The sequence below is a fragment of the Citrobacter freundii ATCC 8090 = MTCC 1658 = NBRC 12681 genome, from assembly GCF_011064845.1.
GTDB lineage: Bacteria > Pseudomonadota > Gammaproteobacteria > Enterobacterales > Enterobacteriaceae > Citrobacter > Citrobacter freundii.
In genome coordinates this window covers 3,022,698-3,038,416 of sequence record NZ_CP049015.1, presented here as the reverse complement: position 1 = coordinate 3,038,416, position 15,719 = coordinate 3,022,698, and the positions used below count along the sequence as shown (strand labels likewise).

General features: G+C 53.0%; 20 protein-coding genes. 2 read left to right on the top strand and 18 right to left on the bottom strand.

Translation table 11 applies throughout. The annotated features are described in order from the left end of the window. The first annotated feature begins 64 nt into the window (after positions 1-64). Positions 65-1,123, top strand: coding sequence for an FUSC family protein (locus tag G4551_RS14865; RefSeq protein ID WP_003030186.1), 1,059 nt, complete (start codon positions 65-67; stop codon positions 1,121-1,123). Positions 1,124-1,361: 238 nt separating this feature from the next. Beyond that, entirely contained in the window at positions 1,362-1,697 is a 336-nt protein-coding gene (locus tag G4551_RS14860; protein ID WP_003030187.1) for a DUF496 family protein, read from the top strand. Between the two features lie 40 nt (positions 1,698-1,737). Here G4551_RS14860 and G4551_RS14855 read toward each other — a convergent pair whose 3' ends face one another. From G4551_RS14855 to pduD, 18 genes are all read right to left on the bottom strand, one after another. Then, on the bottom strand, positions 1,738-2,604 hold the full coding sequence (locus G4551_RS14855; RefSeq protein WP_003844259.1) for a GHMP family kinase ATP-binding protein: 867 nt from the start codon (positions 2,602-2,604) through the stop codon (positions 1,738-1,740). A gap of 92 nt (positions 2,605-2,696) precedes the next feature. Beyond that, positions 2,697-3,911, bottom strand: coding sequence for an acetate/propionate family kinase (locus tag G4551_RS14850; RefSeq protein ID WP_003838990.1), 1,215 nt, complete (start codon positions 3,909-3,911; stop codon positions 2,697-2,699). Then, positions 3,896-4,348: a propanediol utilization protein PduV gene (pduV, locus tag G4551_RS14845; RefSeq protein ID WP_003838992.1), complete on the bottom strand. Its 453-nt coding sequence runs from the start codon at positions 4,346-4,348 to the stop codon at positions 3,896-3,898. Before pduV ends, G4551_RS14850 begins: the two co-directional genes overlap by 16 nt. A gap of 4 nt (positions 4,349-4,352) precedes the next feature. Continuing rightward, complete coding sequence (pduU, locus tag G4551_RS14840; protein WP_003030198.1) at positions 4,353-4,703, bottom strand: propanediol utilization microcompartment protein PduU; 351 nt, start codon at positions 4,701-4,703, stop codon at positions 4,353-4,355. Continuing rightward, complete coding sequence (gene pduT, locus G4551_RS14835) at positions 4,703-5,257, bottom strand: propanediol utilization microcompartment protein PduT (protein WP_003030201.1); 555 nt, start codon at positions 5,255-5,257, stop codon at positions 4,703-4,705. The genes pduU and pduT overlap by 1 nt, the downstream gene beginning before the upstream one ends. A gap of 2 nt (positions 5,258-5,259) precedes the next feature. Further along, complete coding sequence (pduS, locus tag G4551_RS14830; RefSeq protein ID WP_003838995.1) at positions 5,260-6,615, bottom strand: cobalamin reductase PduS; 1,356 nt, start codon at positions 6,613-6,615, stop codon at positions 5,260-5,262. Continuing rightward, positions 6,612-7,724: a 1-propanol dehydrogenase PduQ gene (locus tag G4551_RS14825; protein WP_003838997.1), complete on the bottom strand. Its 1,113-nt coding sequence runs from the start codon at positions 7,722-7,724 to the stop codon at positions 6,612-6,614. Before G4551_RS14825 ends, pduS begins: the two co-directional genes overlap by 4 nt. A 10-nt stretch (positions 7,725-7,734) precedes the next feature. Continuing rightward, positions 7,735-9,120 carry a CoA-acylating propionaldehyde dehydrogenase PduP gene (gene pduP / locus G4551_RS14820; protein WP_003838999.1) on the bottom strand — a complete coding sequence of 462 codons (1,386 nt, stop codon included), beginning with the start codon at positions 9,118-9,120 and terminating at the stop codon, positions 7,735-7,737. Beyond that, entirely contained in the window at positions 9,117-10,124 is a 1,008-nt protein-coding gene (gene pduO / locus G4551_RS14815) for a two-domain cob(I)yrinic acid a,c-diamide adenosyltransferase PduO (RefSeq protein WP_003839001.1), read from the bottom strand. Before pduO ends, pduP begins: the two co-directional genes overlap by 4 nt. Positions 10,125-10,132: 8 nt before the next feature. After that, on the bottom strand, positions 10,133-10,408 hold the full coding sequence (locus G4551_RS14810) for a EutN/CcmL family microcompartment protein (RefSeq protein WP_003030211.1): 276 nt from the start codon (positions 10,406-10,408) through the stop codon (positions 10,133-10,135). Positions 10,409-10,411: 3 nt separating this feature from the next. Further along, the gene (pduM, locus tag G4551_RS14805) at positions 10,412-10,903 is read right to left on the bottom strand and encodes a microcompartment protein PduM (RefSeq protein ID WP_003839004.1); all 492 of its coding nucleotides are present in this window, start codon (positions 10,901-10,903) and stop codon (positions 10,412-10,414) included. Beyond that, complete coding sequence (locus G4551_RS14800; protein WP_003839005.1) at positions 10,900-11,532, bottom strand: phosphate propanoyltransferase; 633 nt, start codon at positions 11,530-11,532, stop codon at positions 10,900-10,902. The genes pduM and G4551_RS14800 overlap by 4 nt, the downstream gene beginning before the upstream one ends. Beyond that, positions 11,532-11,996 carry a BMC domain-containing protein gene (locus G4551_RS14795; RefSeq protein ID WP_003839007.1) on the bottom strand — a complete coding sequence of 155 codons (465 nt, stop codon included), beginning with the start codon at positions 11,994-11,996 and terminating at the stop codon, positions 11,532-11,534. The genes G4551_RS14800 and G4551_RS14795 overlap by 1 nt, the downstream gene beginning before the upstream one ends. 24 nt (positions 11,997-12,020) lie before the next feature. Continuing rightward, complete coding sequence (gene pduJ, locus G4551_RS14790) at positions 12,021-12,296, bottom strand: propanediol utilization microcompartment protein PduJ (protein ID WP_001057752.1); 276 nt, start codon at positions 12,294-12,296, stop codon at positions 12,021-12,023. A gap of 19 nt (positions 12,297-12,315) precedes the next feature. Continuing rightward, positions 12,316-12,666, bottom strand: a complete 351-nt coding sequence (locus G4551_RS14785; RefSeq protein ID WP_003839010.1) for a glycerol dehydratase reactivase beta/small subunit family protein — start codon at positions 12,664-12,666, stop codon at positions 12,316-12,318. Further along, entirely contained in the window at positions 12,656-14,488 is a 1,833-nt protein-coding gene (locus tag G4551_RS14780; protein WP_003839013.1) for a diol dehydratase reactivase subunit alpha, read from the bottom strand. Before G4551_RS14780 ends, G4551_RS14785 begins: the two co-directional genes overlap by 11 nt. A 15-nt stretch (positions 14,489-14,503) precedes the next feature. After that, a complete protein-coding gene (gene pduE / locus G4551_RS14775) occupies positions 14,504-15,022 on the bottom strand; it encodes a propanediol dehydratase small subunit PduE (protein ID WP_003839014.1) in 519 nt (172 codons plus the stop codon). A 14-nt stretch (positions 15,023-15,036) separates the two neighbouring features. Continuing rightward, positions 15,037-15,711, bottom strand: coding sequence for a propanediol dehydratase medium subunit PduD (pduD, locus tag G4551_RS14770; RefSeq protein ID WP_003839016.1), 675 nt, complete (start codon positions 15,709-15,711; stop codon positions 15,037-15,039). Positions 15,712-15,719: the final 8 nt, after the last annotated feature.

Sequence of the window (15,719 nt, the reverse complement as noted above, 5' to 3'; positions counted from 1 at the left end):
TGATGTTTTCACCGTAAAAACAGGTACAATTCGCTTCTTTGCTATTCCCTGACGGAGTGCATGAGTGCGTGCAGATAAGTCGCTGAGTCCTTTTGAAATTCGTTTGTATCGTCATTATCGTGTGGTGCATGGCATTCGCATTGCGCTGGCGTTTCTTCTTACTTTTCTGTTGGTACGCCTGTTAAACATTCCCGAAGGTACATGGCCTCTGATCACGCTGGTGGTGATTATGGGGCCAATTTCTTTTTGGGGTAACGTTGTTCCCAGAGCGTTTGAGCGTATAGGCGGAACGATCCTGGGCTCGGTGCTTGGATTGATTGCCCTGCGTCTGGAACTCTTTTCGCTTCCGCTAATGCTGATCTGGTGCGCGGTGGCGATGTTTCTCTGTGGGTGGTTGGCGTTGGGTAAAAGGCCGTATCAGGCGCTGCTGATTGGCATTACGCTTGCCGTGGTCGTGGGGGCGCCTGCCGGAGATATGAATACCGCGTTATGGCGCGGTGGCGATGTTATTTTGGGTTCGTTACTGGCGATGCTGTTTACCGGCATCTGGCCGCAGCGGGCATTTATACACTGGCGTATCCAATTGGCACATTGTGTGACGGGATATAATCGGGTGTATCAGGCCGCGCTATCCCCTAATTTGCTTGAGCAACCGCGGCTTGAGAAGCATTTACAGCAGCTCTTAAGCGACGTTGTCAAAATGCGCGGACTCATCGTTCCCGCCAGTAAAGAAACCCGTATTCAAAAATCCATTTTTGAGGCTATTCAAACGGTTAACCGCAATCTGGTCTGCATGCTTGAGCTGCAAATTAATGCGCTTTGGGCCAGCCGCACCAGCCACTTTGTCATGCTGAATGCACAAACTTTGCGTGAAACTCAGCTCAGGACGCAGCAGGCGCTACTGACCATAACCCACGCCTTGTACGAAGGAAATCCGCAGCCGGTGCTTGCCAATACGGAAAAGCTCAATGACACCGTGGCGGAGTTGCGTCAGCTCATTGCTGAGCATAAAGGCGATTATGTCGCAGAAACGCCCATTCACGGCTACGTTTGGTTGAACATGGAAATGGCGCGACAGCTGGAGTTGCTCTCACATTTAATCTGTCGCGCGCTGCGCAAATAAAGAGCAGATGAGGCGATAGGTTCTACTGCTGCTTCGATTCAGCAAAGATTAGAGGTATGATACTGAAAAAGGCTAAAACCATTGGTAACTGCAATGGCTTTACCCTCGATAATTCAGGTTTCAACCATGCATTGTCGATGCAGATGCAACTTGAAGTATGGCGGGCATGAAAGTAATGTTGACCCACTTTAGCCGTTGTTTTAACGAATCCGAATCTCACATTATCAGGGGTGTAAAAATGGAAACTACCAAGCCTTCTTTCCAGGACGTGCTGGAATTTGTTCGTCTGTTCCGTCGTAAAAACAAACTGCAACGTGAAATTCAGGACGTTGAGAAAAAGATCCGTGACAACCAGAAACGCGTTCTGCTGTTGGACAACCTGAGCGACTACATCAAGCCTGGAATGAGCGTGGAAGCGATTCAGGGCATTATCGCCAGCATGAAAAGCGATTATGAAGATCGTGTTGATGATTACATCATCAAAAACGCTGAGATCTCTAAAGAGCGCCGCGACATCTCTAAAAAGCTGAAAGCGATGGGCGAAGTGAAAAACGCCGATGCGAAAGCTGAGTAACGATTTTATGCTCGTTTGGGTCGCTGCTTAGCGGCGGCCCTTATTGCAGTTCGACCCCGCCAGTTACCATCCGCAACAAATGTTGTTCCGGCCAGTGCACTGTCAATTTTTTCTGCGTCAGCATCCATTTAATGTAGTCCACATCATGACGCCTTCTGTCGAGCATCAGACCGACGACGCTGCCGCTGTGCGCGACGTTGACGCCGTATAAATCACATTCTTCTACCAGTGCTAATAGTGAATCAAAATCTGGTTTAGGTAACAGCAACTGGCTGGCGATCGCGCTCAGCGTGGCGGCTTCGCCCATCCGATAAGGGTTTTGACTGATACAGGCTTCCTGTACCTTTTCCCATGCGCGTTTCAGAGCTGGGGCGCCCGCCAGTAGCCCTGACTGACGTGGAGTACGGTGATAATCAGCAGTAAGCAAGGTTTCCGGACTTTCGAGAACCAGCAGATCGAGTTGTGGCTGGGATTCACAGGCAATTTGCGTGGAGGCGTCGTTATGATCGAACAGCGTAAGCTGGCGGAAAACGGTGCTGTCGGTAGGTTCCAGCGAAACGCAAAGCTGCGCCAGAGTGGATTCGTCTAGCTGATGCCCCAGATACTGTGCCGTGGCGATTGCCGTGGCGGCGATATCCGCTGTGCTGCTGGCCATCCCTTTAGCGACAGGAATGGTTGACTGGACATCTATTCGGATATCCTGACTCATGTGTGCCGGGTATTGCCAGTGCAGCAATAACCTCTCAACCATTGCTCGCGAAAGTGGACGTTCATCTGTCAGCGGTGAACCTGAAGTGACCTCAACGGTGCTATACCATTCAACCGGGCAGGAGACCAATTTCTCACTGCCCAGAATCCAGCCCTGGATAAGTTCTCCGCACGATGCGGGACATTGCGCAACAGCCACGTCTTCACCTATGTGATCAGCAATCCTCGGCGCATAGTGTCATGGCGATCGCGCTATTACCATGATTTGCCGCAATTTGCGGTGCGGCAGTATTATGCAGGAATGCCCAATGTCACAGTTTCAGATATCGCTAAACGCATAACGTCTTGCGCAATCATTAGCTCTTCATTGGTATTAATCACTGCTACTTTGACCATCGCATTTTCCGTTTGAATGAAGGTGGCATTACGCTGATTTTTTTCCTCATCAACGGCCAGACCCAGGAAATTCAGGTTACGGCAAATCGCAGCGCGCGCCCGTGCGGAGTTTTCGCCAATACCACCGGTAAACACCAGGGCATCCAGACCGCCCATCTGCATAATATAGCTACCAATGGTGGCACGAATGCGCTCAGCAAAAAGCGTCAACGCCAGCGCAGCCTGGTGATTGCCCGTATCTGCGGCATGTTCAACGTCGCGGTAGTCAGGTGAGATGCCAGAAACACCGAGCAATCCGGACTCATTGTTGAGCAATTGATTGAGCTGCTGCGGTGTTTTGCCTTCTCGCAGGGCTATCCAGGGCAAAATGGATGGATCAATATCGCCACTTCGCGTGCCCATCATCACGCCAGACTGTGGTGTAAAGCCCATTGACGTATTCACCGATTGTCCGCCTTTGATGGCGCAGATGCTGCTGCCGTTGCCCAGATGACAACAAACAACGCGCAGGGCGCTGAGTGGCACACCCAGTTTTTCAGCAAGCTGTGAGCTAACGTATTTGTGGCTGGTACCATGAAAACCGTAACGACGAATACCCAACTCGACATAGTAACGCCAGGGCAGGGGATAGATGAAAGAAGGCTCATCAAGCGTTTGATGAAACGCGGTGTCGAACACCGCAACGGCTGGCGTTTTGGGCAATAGCTGGCGGAATACCGCGATCCCCAACGCATTTACCGGGTTATGCAGAGGGGCCAGTTCCGCGAGGCGCTCGATTTCTGCCAGCGTTTCATCAGTTACCAGCGCGGAGTCTTTAAAGGATTCCCCTCCGTGTGCGACGCGGTGGCCCACGCCGTCGATCTCTTCCAGACTGCTGATAATGTGGTGGTTGAGCAGTTTTTCCAGAAGCAACGTTACGGCTTCACGGTGATCGGCTACGGGCAAAGTCTCCTGCCATTTCTGCGCTGGCGTTTTTAGGGTGACCAGTGCATCAGACAAACCGATACGTTCTATCAACCCCTGGCAGATCATTTCACCCTGCGGCATCGCCAGTAGTTGAAACTTAAGCGAGGAACTACCTGCGTTAATGGCCATTATTTTGTGAGACATGAAGGTTCCTTTGCATTCAGAAAAATGAACATCTCATCGACCCCGGTATTCTCCAGCGCGCTGGTGACAAATACTTTTTGCGCACCAGCCTGAGCTAACCAACTCTCCACAAGAGAAATACGCTGCGGGTTGGCTAAATCGGCTTTGGTAACGAGGCCAATAACGGGTCGGTTCATTGGTCCGGTAAAACCGGGAGAAAATGGTGACCACGGCGCGTCAGCATTGAGTACCAGCGCAATAATGTCCGCTTCACAGGCGCTGGCCAGCAGCGCACTGTACAGGCAGCGGTTCTCAAGATATTCACCCGGTGTGTCTATTGTCGTAGGTGACCAGACTATGGCCTGGGTCTTCTGATAGTGGAGCACCTCTCCGCGCATGCACTGTGTGAGCGACGTTTTACCGCACTGGCTGGGGCCAATTAGCATGATACGTTTCATGAGATTACGTCCGGGTGATGGGACACGCGGTAAAACGCATCATTTCGCCCAGCGTTCGGGTTACCTGTTTCAGCGCGTACTCAACGGCTGAAACATCGCCCGTCAGTACCACCGCGCCGGTAAACCGGTCGAGAAAACCAATCTCTACCGCCCCTGATTTCGTGGCGATATCACAGGCGATGATTGAGGCTTCGCTAGGGGTAATGGTCAGAATACCGATCGCAGAAACCGAATCAGGTAATCCCAGTTTCTTGAACAAATCCTTACCGGGATTGGCGATAAGGTGCGCCAACGTGACCTGTTTGCCAGGAACATATTCCTGAATCATACGATCCGTGGTGGGTTGTCTTTCCATTATCCTTCCACCATTTGTCGCCACATGCTTTCGTGTGGACGGGGGATGACCGAGCGGTAAACCAGCAGGCCTTTTTCACCCGCACTTTCACTGGCAACCGTCACCGCGTTATTCACATCGGATACATCGCCAGCTACGACCATGTAACACTTGCCGCCAATACCAAATGCCATATGGACGCGGACCAGCGTGACGTTGGAGGCTTTAACCGCCCGGTCGGCGGCGCAGATGCAGGCAGCAACGCTCCATGTTTCGACAATACCAACTGCCTGACGCTTATCTACGCTGTTTAGTCCGCTGATTGCGGGTAGTACGCTGGCATGAATGTTGGGGAGTACCAGACTATCAACGAGCATATCGCCAGCAAGAGATGTTCCAGTGGCAATCGCCTGTTGTACGGCACCTACGTCACCACCGAGCATGAGTAGAAATTTTCCCGGGCAGATGGTCTTGCTGACCAGTAAATTCACATTCGCGCTTTTTAACATGGCATCGCCAGCTTCCATTCCTTTGGCAATGCTGGTGAGTTCTAAAATCCCTATAGCCTGAGACATGATTAACCTCTTATTACCGTGATGGATTGCTCAGTGATTTCGCTGACAATACCGTCAATACTGGCGTGAACAGGCGCGCCTAATGCACCGGACGGCACATCGGCAACGCATTGACCGCGAACAACGCGTTCGCCTTGTTCTACACATGGGATAGCGCTGGCACCTATATGCTGGCGTAACAACAGCGTCGTTTTGTCTGTGGAGTAGTCAGTCTCAGCCAGTGGCGCATCGTGATACCAGTCGCTAAGGCCCAGTTTGGTAATAAGGCGCTTAACCGGGATCAGCCGGTACTTCGCCATTTCATCCTCAGGATTTAGCGGCCCTTCATAACGATGGTTGAGCGCCCGCAGTTCGCGTTTAAGCATGCGGTTGATTCGCATCGGCGAAATCCCAACTGGACAGGCAACGCTTTCACACACATTGCATTCTGAGCAGGTCAGGGCCGTGAGCAGCAATTGCGGCGTGGCTGCCTGCTGATAATTAACCGCACGAACCAGCAGATGCGGGGATAATTCATGACCGATCAAATGCCTTGGGCACAAATCCGTACACAAACGGCACTGCTCGCAAACGGTTTTTGCAACGGAAAGCACGGTACGTTCATCCTGCATCCGCCGCTGAATCAACGCATGAGATTTAGGCAAAACCAGCAGGCCCCCGGTGGTCTTGCTGACTGGGGTATCCAGTGAAGTAATCAGGCCGCCCATCATCGGACCACCGTTAATAAAGCCGGGATCGTCAACGGTTGCACCCCCGGCCAGCGCCAGAACGTCACGTAAAGACATTCCGATAGGGACTGTGAGTGTGATGGGACTGGCGACTGCGCCGTTAACGGTCAAGGTACGACGCGTAACCGGGTACTGCTGCTCAACTGCTCTCGCGATGTTGAGCACGGTCTGGACGTTATTGACCACTACGCCGACGCTGACAGGCAGCGCGGCAGGCGGAACTCTCCGGCCTGTTGCCATCCAGATGGTCAGAACCTCGTCACCTGCCGGGTAGACATCGGGCAAAATATGTAAGCGGATCCCGGCAGGCAGAAGGGGCGTTAATGCATTGATAGCCTGTTGGTATTTCTCTTTGAGCGCAATAATTCCGGAACTGGCTCCGGTAGCCGTCATGGCATATTGAACGCCGTGGATAAGTCGCTCAGCCTGGACGGCCATCAACTGCTGGTCAACTTTCAGCATTGGCTCACATTCAGCCGCATTGACCAGAAAGGTATCGACCTGCGCCTGTAATTTTACGTGAGCAGGAAAGCCTGCGCCTCCGGCTCCGACAACACCCGCTGCGCGAACGCGTTCGCGAATTGTCTGCGCATCATAGAGCGTGGACTCTGCCGTCATGGCTGTCTTCATAATAATTCCTCAAGCAGTTCCTGCATGGCACTGGCGTCGGCAACACGAGGATTGGTTTGCAGCGTGACGTCAGCCAGCGCGGCCTGAACCATCGACGGGATACGTTGCGACCAGGCTTGCTTTCCGTCTTTAAGCGCGTCAACTAAAGAAGGCAACGCACACTGTTTTTTGAGTAGCTCGATATGATGAATGAGCGCATTCAATGCCGCTGTATCGTTCGCGTTATCCGGGCATAAATGGCAGGCTTTAGCGAAACGGGCATAGCGCTTCGCAGCCCGCGGATCGCGAGCATTAAAATGAATGACATGGGTCAGCAGCAGCGCATTGGCAAGTCCGTGTGGCAGATGAAACTGACCGCCCAACTGATGGGCAATCGCATGATTGATCCCCAGTCCAGCCTGACTAAATGCCATTCCCGCGAGCGTTGACGCATTGTGCATTTTCCCTCTGGTTGCCAGGCATTCGCCTTTGCTGACGGCGACAGGCAGATACTGGAAGACGATTTGAGCCGCTTTTTCAGCTAGTGCATCGGTGAAGTCGCTGGCCTTCGTGGACACGTATGCCTCCAACGCATGCGTTAACACGTCCATGCCGGTATTCGCGGTTATGGCTGGCGGTACGCTGACGACCAGCGTTGGGTCAAGGATGGCCATGTCTGGATAAAGCGCATTATTAAACAATGGATATTTAATGCCTTTATCCGGATCGCTAATCACGCAGGCGCTGGTTACCTCGGAGCCCGTACCGCTGGTAGTGGGAATTGCGACACAGGTTTCAATTTCAATACCGAACTGGCGGCTGAACCAGACGATGGCTTTTGCGGCGTCCAGTGCTGAGCCGCCACCAAAACCCATCACGATGTCCGGCCGCAGGGACTGCATTTGTGCAATCCCTTGAACTACAGTGCTGATGGTGGGATCGGGGGTGATATCGCTGAAAATGCTGATGCGGTTATCCGCTGGCAGAGCGTTGCGCAGCTTTTCAATCAGGGGAGAACGCGCGAGAAAACCATCGCAAATAATCCAGATATGCTTATTCGTGAAGCGCTTGAGCACATCCAGACTTCCCTGGCCGCTGTACAATCGAGTTTGCAGTGAAAAGCTATTCATAACGGCCCCATTAACGAATAGAAAAACCGTTTGTCAGCACGCAACGACGAGAGCGTGCGAAAGTGCGCGCAGATGTTGTTCCTTCACCGGTTGGCGTCGCAATAGTGAAGGTTGTAAAGCCTTCACCACCAACGCCGATCCCGGCGTAAGAGGGGCCATTTTTCACAAAGATGGAGGTCTGAAGCGTGCGCGCGGCAAGGTTCAAACGTGACACATTTTGCGAATGCATAATGGCCGTGTGATGCAATCCCTCTTCAACCTTCAGGGCCAACGTTAATGCACTATCAAAATCGCTCACCGTTACGACGGGGAGCATTGGCATCAGTTGCTCGCTGGTAACCCACGGGTCGTCCGCCTGGACGATGCCTATCAGTAATCGAGGTGCTTTTGCCGGAACTGGTATTCCTGCTGCTTCCAGTAAGGTTGCCGGGCTTTTACCTACCAGTTTTTTATTGGCTATGCCTTCTGGTAGACAGACGGCTCGCAGTTTGTCTACCTCTTCTCTATTGAGAAGCATCGCACCAAAAGACTGCATCTGTTGAACCAGTCGTTCGGCAACGGCATCAACAACAATCAGGCTCTTCTCAGCAATGCAGGGGAGGTTGTAATCAAAGGATGCGCCATTGATGATATCTTCCGCCGCCTTAACCAGGTCGGCCGTTTCATCAACAATGCAGGGGGGATTTCCTGCGCCTGCGCCGATGACTTTTTTCCCGCTTTTCATGCCCATAGCAACAATGCCTGGGCCACCGGTAATCGCCAGAACTGCGATTTTAGGGTGCGCCATCATCTGCTGGGTAGCCTCAAAAGTGGGTTCTGTGACCGTGACGACAAGATTACGAATTCCGCAGCAACGGAAAGCGATATCTTCAATCATGGCAATCAGCTTGAGTGAAACCTTTTTAGCACCCGGATGCGGACTGAAATAAACGCTATTCCCTGCCGCCAGCATGCTGATGCTGTTGTTAATAATGGTCTCTGTCGGATTAGTACTGGGGGCGACAGAACCAATCACGCCAAACGGTGAATACTCGAATAACACCATGCCGCCATCGCCGGTTAGCGCCGTGGTGGTGAGATCTTCGATACCCGGAGTGTTGTCCAGCGCGGCTTTATTTTTAAGGAACTTATCCTCTTTGTTGCCCATACCCGTTTCGGCAGCGCTCTCAGCGGCCAGTGAAGCAAGATGAGGCGTCAGTTCTTCGCGTAGGGCGTTTATGATGGCGCTGCGGGTTTTCAATGGACATTGCTGGTAACGCAGAAAAGCCTGATGAGCGGTATCGATCGCTTCGCCAACGGACGGAAAAATACCGTTACCCTTAACTTCTGCTTTTGCCGGGGCGAGTTGCTCACTCAAAATGTTACGAATAAGGGTTTCAAGTTCTGAAGTATTCATTGATGTGTTCTCACGTTAATCGCCGCAATGGCCGTTTCTGCAATGTCCATATCCTGTTCAACGCTTCCTCCGCTGATGCCAAGACCCCCGAGGAGTAAACCCTCACGCCATAATGCGTACCCGCCACCGAAGGTGACGACTTTTCCCTGCATATGGCTTTCCAGACCGTAAAGCGCTGCGCCTGGTTGTACTACTGATGTCAGCTCATGAGTGGCGGTTTTCATCGCCACGGCAGTCCAGGCTTTTTTCGGTGCCAGTTCGCTACTCACGAGTAATGCGTCAGGCATGCGCCAGGCCACCGTTTGGGTCCCGTTCGCATCAACAATGCTAATGACGACCGGAACCTGAAGTTCTTCTGCTCTCGTCACCGCAGCGCGAGTGAGTTGGTGGAGCTCCTGAAAAGACAGAGACATAGTCGGCTCCTTTGTGGCTGGTGGTTGAACGGCAGCGAGATAGCGCTCAGCCACTTTCTCAATGATTTCGTTTTGATGGGCGTCATGATCTTCTGCTCGTGCAAGCGCATATAAGCAGTCGGACAGGCGGTTGATATAACGCATCAGCACGTGTCTGACGGAGATCTCGGTGGACAGCTCGACCAGTCGTCTCTCTGCGCGGCGTGCCAGAGTTCGGGCAAAGTGCAGTCGGCTGGCGGCTTCGCTGCGGCCTGGTAAAATAAAGCTGCGCAGGGGCGGTACTCTTCCCATTGCGATATCGATGGCACCTTCCAGTGCCGCAATTTCTTCTGAGCTGATGTAGCGCTGCTCTGGCGTCGGTTCTTCGCTTTCGCTTGCCAGTTCGGCGCTGAACCAAAAAAGCTGCAGCTGGATATTTTCAAGTAACTGCCGGTGCTGAGGGTTTTTCGCCACGCAAACGCACAGGCTAAGCGCCGCATTCAGTTCGTCCAGCGTACCGTAGGCTTCCACGCGCGGATGCGTTTTGCTCACGCGCTGTCCGGTAAATAGGGCTGTTGTTCCGGCATCACCTGTGCGGGTATAAATCGCCATAGTTCCTCCTAACGAGAAAGCGTGTCGACAATGCCGACGATAGCCAGATCAATGGCCTCATTCGGGCCGGAAAAAACGTGTCTGGCGCTGGACCCGCTGCTGAGTAATACCAGTTCGCCGGTCCCCGCGCCGACAGAATCAACAGCGACTTCATCTCCACTCACTGGAGACGCAGGAAGCTCTCCGTCAGCACTTACCCGACGTACCAGCAACAGTTTTTTTCCCACCAGTGATGGAGATTTTTGCGTGGAAACCACAACGCCTGTAACCCGTGCCAGATGCATAGCTCACTCCTGCTTAATTAGTTGGACATTTCGCAGACTGACAGCTTCCTGAGCCAGAGCCGTCACGACACATCGACGGCGTAGCACCAGTACCCCATCCCTCAATTGGGCGACGTCGGCATAGCTGAGAAGCTTCTCAGGATGCAAAAAGATGATTCGCCCCAGTTCGTCACTGAACTCCAGCGGCAGACGCGCGAGTTTTTTCACGGGGATTGCGGGTAACAATCGGTGTTGTAGTGAAATCTTCACGCGGACTCCGCATGCCAGCGCGTCGTGAATCATTACCACCGACATGTTGACTGGGCAGCCTTCGGCAATTTGCTCCAGAAATGGCAGGTCCACTTGCTGGAGATGGAGCGACGAGTACTGGCAGCATACTGTCCGTGAATCGATTTCCCGTAACTGCGCGACGCTAAGAGTGAGCGTGCTTTCCGCGCGTTTTTTTAATCGGGAAACAACCTCCTCGATAATGCGTTGCAGCAGTTCGTTGTTCATCGTGAGGTCACCAGTGTGGCGAATGCCTGGGGATTATCAGCGCCTGCAGCATTGGCTTCGTCTGTATCGATATGCATTTCGAGGCGCATATCCGGCGAAACGCGTACGGCGACGTTATCGAAAATCAGTCGACGTTCATCGCCATTAATGGCGACCGAGACTTTATCACCATGGGAAACTCGCAGAATCAGAGCATCGAGCGGCGACATATGGATATGCCGTTGGGCAACGATCACCCCGGATGCTAAGTCCAGTTCAGCAAATGGGCTGACAAGACGAACACCGGGTGTGCCCTGAATATTGCCCGACATCCGCAGCGGAGCAGCAATTCCCAACGTGCGGGCGTCAGTACGGGAAATTTCGACCTGGCTGGTATTGCGCAGCGGACCGAGTAAACGCACATTTTTTAACTGACCTTTTGGCCCCACCAGCGTGACAGTCTGCTCTGCTGCATATTGCCCTGGCTGCAGCAGCTCTTTTTTCTCACTAATTGGGTGATTGGGAAACAAGCGACCGTAATCTTCAGCGCACAGATGAATATGCCGATTAGAGATCCCCAGCGGAATCGGGCGCTCGCGCATTTCATCCAGAACCTTAGCGACAGTGGTTTCCAGTTGCTGTTTATCCATCACGCTTCACCTCGTTTGCCGGAGTGAAGACAAAGTGTGCGCGGCTCACCTTTTTGGCGAGGGCAGGCAGGATCAAGACACAAATTGCAGCTAATCAATTCTGCATCTTGCGGTGCTTCGGGTGCCGCATGGTCTACAAATATCTCTTCATGCGGTATGGCTGGTATGGGGTCGGGCGTTGGTTCAGGCTCCAGGACAACGCTATGCGACAGGATCCCGTCCCCGGGTCTGGAAATGACTTTGTGAGCCACCAGTCCATCTCGCTGGTCAGCGAAACTGACACCAGTGGAAATGGCCGCCTGGACGGAGGCCACATCCCCGATTATCTTGATCACCGTCCAGCCTGAGCCGTTGGTTTTTTCGAGGCCCACCAGCGTGATGGAGGCGGCTTTCGCCATGACGTCCGCGCAACTGATGGCTAATGCCAGACCACTAACTTCAAGTAATCCCAGTGATTGCTTCACGCTGTGCTCCTTGGTTGCAACGACTTATGCGGATTTAGGTAAAATGGCTTCAACGTCGCTGTGCGGACGCGGGATAACGTGGCAGGATTTCACCTCACCAACGGCGCTTGCGGCTGCGCTTCCAGCATCTACGGCTGCTTTCACCGCGCCGACATCACCGCGAACCATAACGGTGATCAGGCCAGAGCCGATTTTTTCGTAACCAACCAACTGCACGTTTGCGGATTTCACCATGGCATCAGCGGCTTCAATAGCGCCGACAAGCCCTTTTGTTTCAACCAGTCCCAGTGCGTTATTCATACTGCTTTTCTCCTGTGGGTTATGAGTGGCATTCCCGGAACGGAATGCCTTTAACCAGCCGCGCAGCGTTGTTACCAATGCTGCGGCGATCGTGGCTATTTTGTTGATACGTCAGCGTAAAAAGCGGTGCTGATGAGGGTAAGTTTTTGTAGTGCACGACCAGTTTTTCACGGCTACAGCCAATACCAACCAGCAATGGTGATTGGCAGGCGGCCAACCATGCTTTGTGGATAACGTCAGTTGAGTCATTCTCCTGAATCACAAAGGGGATCCCTTCTTCTTCAATACCCAGCAGTACGTCATTCCAGACGTCAGCGCAGTCAGCACTGGTGAAGATAACGATGGCTGGCGTGGTGAGATTACTTTCCATGAGCGAATGCCTTATGCCAGGAGAGAATCAGCCCTGTCGCAACCGCATTGCGCGGACCTTCGGTACCACGAATATTGCCGCGCCCGGCAACCAGTCGATAATGCGCCAGAGCATCGGTGACCAGCTGCGGAACTTCAAAATCCAGGGATGAGCCGCCAACCAGTACCACAAAGGGAATATCCCGAATGTTCCCGGTCGGACTCACCTGACGTAGCGCTCTGAGTGCGTTAGTAACGAAAACGCGTTCCTTAGCACTTCGACGAATGGCCCGTACTTTCTCCAGCGCCAGTTCACCCGGCAGTGGCACCAGTTCATCGGGCTTCACTACGCACACGCGCGCAAAAACCGTTGGCGGGAGAGGCGTAGGGAAGAATTGAACGCTGCCGTCTTCGTGGCGAAGATGGAACAAGCTCTCAACTTTCGCCAACGGATACTTTTTAATCTCTTCCGCGAGATAACGGTCATCCAGACCCAGTTCACGGGCAATGATCATCGTGACCATATCGCCTGCACCCGCCAGGTGCGTGGCAATAATTTCGCCCTTAGGATTGATGATAGAAGCGTCGGTTGAACCCGCGCCGAGGTCCAGAATAGCCAGTGGTCGCGTGGTGCCCGGAGTAGTTAAGGCCCCCAGAATGGCAGCTTCGGCTTCGGCCCCGCCAACCTGGACGTCAATGTTGAGCTTTTGCGTGATCTCCTGGGCAATCATCGCCATTTGCAGGCGGTCTGATTTCACCATGGAGGCTATGCCGACAGCCTGTTCCAGCGAGAACTCACCGGCAAGTCCACCCGTCACGCTGACAGGAACCGAGGTATCGACCGCCAGCAGATCCTGAATAAAAATTTCATGACTGGGTTTATTGGTTAATTCAGCCATCGTCTGGCGCACATGCTCCAGCATGCCGCCAATATTGGTGCCAGCTTCTCCAGTAACGTTATCCAGTTTCGGGCATTCACCAACCGCTTTCATAATCGCTTCGGCGCCCGCTGCAACGTCGACCCGTACTGTACGACCCTGAGACTGTAGCTCCAGATTTCCGGCAGGAATCGCTCGCGCTTTCACATCACCTGACGGCGTTTTCACCACCACGGCTGAACGGTTGCCGATCAGCGCCCGTGCCATCGGAACAATGTTTTTAGTCTCATCGGCATTGAGGCCAAAGACAGTTGCAATACCGTAGGGGTTAGAAAGCGTTTCAATAACCTTTCCTGGTACGGCGACCTCAATGGCAGCCAGCATCCCCAACGGGATACGATCAATATGAAGGACTTCATCGACTATGGGCAGGGGATGAGTCAGACGATTACTGACCAACACACCATCGTCCTGCTGCAAAATAACACCAGTCAACTGGTATCCGGCACGGACGGAGGCATTAATCATCGTAGCAACATCGGCGAAATCAAATGCCGATGACACCACCAGAATATAGGGCGTATCCGCCGGGCGACTGAGAAGGTCTTCCGGCGTAATAGTGACGCCCACGCCTAACCCGACACCGCCCGGTGTTTTAGGGTTATGGCCGATCATGGTGGATTCAGTGATGATGGTTTCGGTTATTGTTTCCATCGCCACGTCGCCAATGACCGGGGTGGCTTCGTTAATACGGATGAGCGAAATATCGCTGACATTGATACCGGCGTTTTTTGCCGCCAGCGTAAGGGCCTCCTGAATGCCAAACACATTACGTAATGTGCCCTTAATTCCGGTGGTTTCTGCCAGCGCGCTGCCGGTGATGCTCAGCACGCCAGACTCATCCAGAGTAGCCAGAGCGACTTCCGTTGATGAGTTGCCTATGTCAATGCCAGCTATATATCGCATGATCCTGTCCCTGAGTTAGTCGTCGCCTTTGAGTTTTTTACGCTCAACGTACAGCGCTGCCGCTTCACGAACGAAAGCTGCACAGATTTTTGCCTGATAACGATTTTCGAGATCGTCGGCGATAGCCATCAGCTCATCTTTTGTTGAGCGGTACGGGCGCAGCGCGTTGTAGATCTCAAGAATGCGATTGTCAGGAACAGCGGTTAGCTCGGCAGCGCGCTCAAAGTTCATCGCCAGCCTGTCACGTCCGGCATCTTTGGCGATTTCCGCCTGGAGGCGCAGTGTTTCAGGAGTGATGCGCATGTCCTGCGCGGTCACTTTGTTGCTCAGAACATTTTCAAGCGTGAAGTCGTCCAGCGTTTTGTTGGTCGCAGTTTTTACCCACTCAGGATGTTTATTCGCGAGAGGGTAATCCGTGACTTTCGCGGTATGTGCTGATGAACTCGCCGCGGGCGGAGTCGCGGACTCGCCTTGCAGGCTGTTCATCCGGCTCAACACATCCCGAACCATCGATTCAATTGCGTCGGTATTCATGGAGGTATCCTTTATCAAAGCGCCACGCGCAGTTCCTGCGGGTTTTTGCCTGTCACAACGTATTTGGTCTCTTTAATGTGCAGAATGGCTGATTTCGCCTGGTACTTAGGACGAGCCATCTGGTCATTCAGCGTAGGGACCGGTTGCGGAGATTCACGCTTGGCATAACGCGCGGCGTTTTTACCGATCTGACGATAGGTTTCCAGCGTCAGAAGCGGTGCCTGAGGGAACAGCTCCAGATTTGAAAGCGGCGGTAACCCCTGCTGGTGGATAACCGTCGTGCCTTTTGACTGGATACCGATAGAGATCCCGGAACCGCTCAGACGGTTACCCTCAACGGCAACAAACGCCACATCGGAGGATTTAAAGCAGCGGATAACGCGCGCTTTAATGCCTTCTTCTTCAATACCGGCAATCACTTCGCGCAAGATATTCTTATGCGGGATCCCAACAATATTGACGGTTTGTGACAGGCCAAACGCCGGCCCTACGGCAATAATCACTTCGTCCTGTTGCTGGCCTTGTTTGGCTTCACCAATCTCGGTCAGAAAGCTGTCGCCCTGTGCCGCAGCAGCCTGAGTTGCGCTTGCCGCTGTAGATGCGCGGAAAGAGACGGGTTTGTCGCTGGTCTGCATTTCAGACAACACATCTTCAATTATCTGGCGCAGCAGTTTTTCATTAATTTCCATTTTTCACC

Bases quoted from the DNA above. Each gene is read 5' to 3' on its own strand.
- G4551_RS14800 (WP_003839005.1), bottom strand. From the start codon at position 11,532: ATGGATAAACAGCAACTGGAAACCACTGTCGCTAAGGTTCTGGATGAA.
- pduP (WP_003838999.1), bottom strand. From the start codon at position 9,120: ATGAATACTTCAGAACTTGAAACCCTTATTCGTAACATTTTGAGTGAG.
- pduT (WP_003030201.1), bottom strand. From the start codon at position 5,257: ATGTCTCAGGCTATAGGGATTTTAGAACTCACCAGCATTGCCAAAGGA.
- G4551_RS14780 (WP_003839013.1), bottom strand. From the start codon at position 14,488: ATGCGATATATAGCTGGCATTGACATAGGCAACTCATCAACGGAAGTC.
- G4551_RS14810 (WP_003030211.1), bottom strand. From the start codon at position 10,408: ATGCATCTGGCACGGGTTACAGGCGTTGTGGTTTCCACGCAAAAATCT.
- pduJ (WP_001057752.1), bottom strand. From the start codon at position 12,296: ATGAATAACGCACTGGGACTGGTTGAAACAAAAGGGCTTGTCGGCGCT.
- pduO (WP_003839001.1), bottom strand. From the start codon at position 10,124: ATGGCGATTTATACCCGCACAGGTGATGCCGGAACAACAGCCCTATTT.
- G4551_RS14860 (WP_003030187.1), top strand. From the start codon at position 1,362: ATGGAAACTACCAAGCCTTCTTTCCAGGACGTGCTGGAATTTGTTCGT.
- G4551_RS14850 (WP_003838990.1), bottom strand. From the start codon at position 3,911: ATGTCTCACAAAATAATGGCCATTAACGCAGGTAGTTCCTCGCTTAAG.
- pduU (WP_003030198.1), bottom strand. From the start codon at position 4,703: ATGGAAAGACAACCCACCACGGATCGTATGATTCAGGAATATGTTCCT.
- pduE (WP_003839014.1), bottom strand. From the start codon at position 15,022: ATGAATACCGACGCAATTGAATCGATGGTTCGGGATGTGTTGAGCCGG.
- pduD (WP_003839016.1), bottom strand. From the start codon at position 15,711: ATGGAAATTAATGAAAAACTGCTGCGCCAGATAATTGAAGATGTGTTG.
- pduS (WP_003838995.1), bottom strand. From the start codon at position 6,615: ATGAAGACAGCCATGACGGCAGAGTCCACGCTCTATGATGCGCAGACA.
- G4551_RS14825 (WP_003838997.1), bottom strand. From the start codon at position 7,724: ATGAATAGCTTTTCACTGCAAACTCGATTGTACAGCGGCCAGGGAAGT.
- pduV (WP_003838992.1), bottom strand. From the start codon at position 4,348: ATGAAACGTATCATGCTAATTGGCCCCAGCCAGTGCGGTAAAACGTCG.
- pduM (WP_003839004.1), bottom strand. From the start codon at position 10,903: ATGAACAACGAACTGCTGCAACGCATTATCGAGGAGGTTGTTTCCCGA.
- G4551_RS14785 (WP_003839010.1), bottom strand. From the start codon at position 12,666: ATGGAAAGTAATCTCACCACGCCAGCCATCGTTATCTTCACCAGTGCT.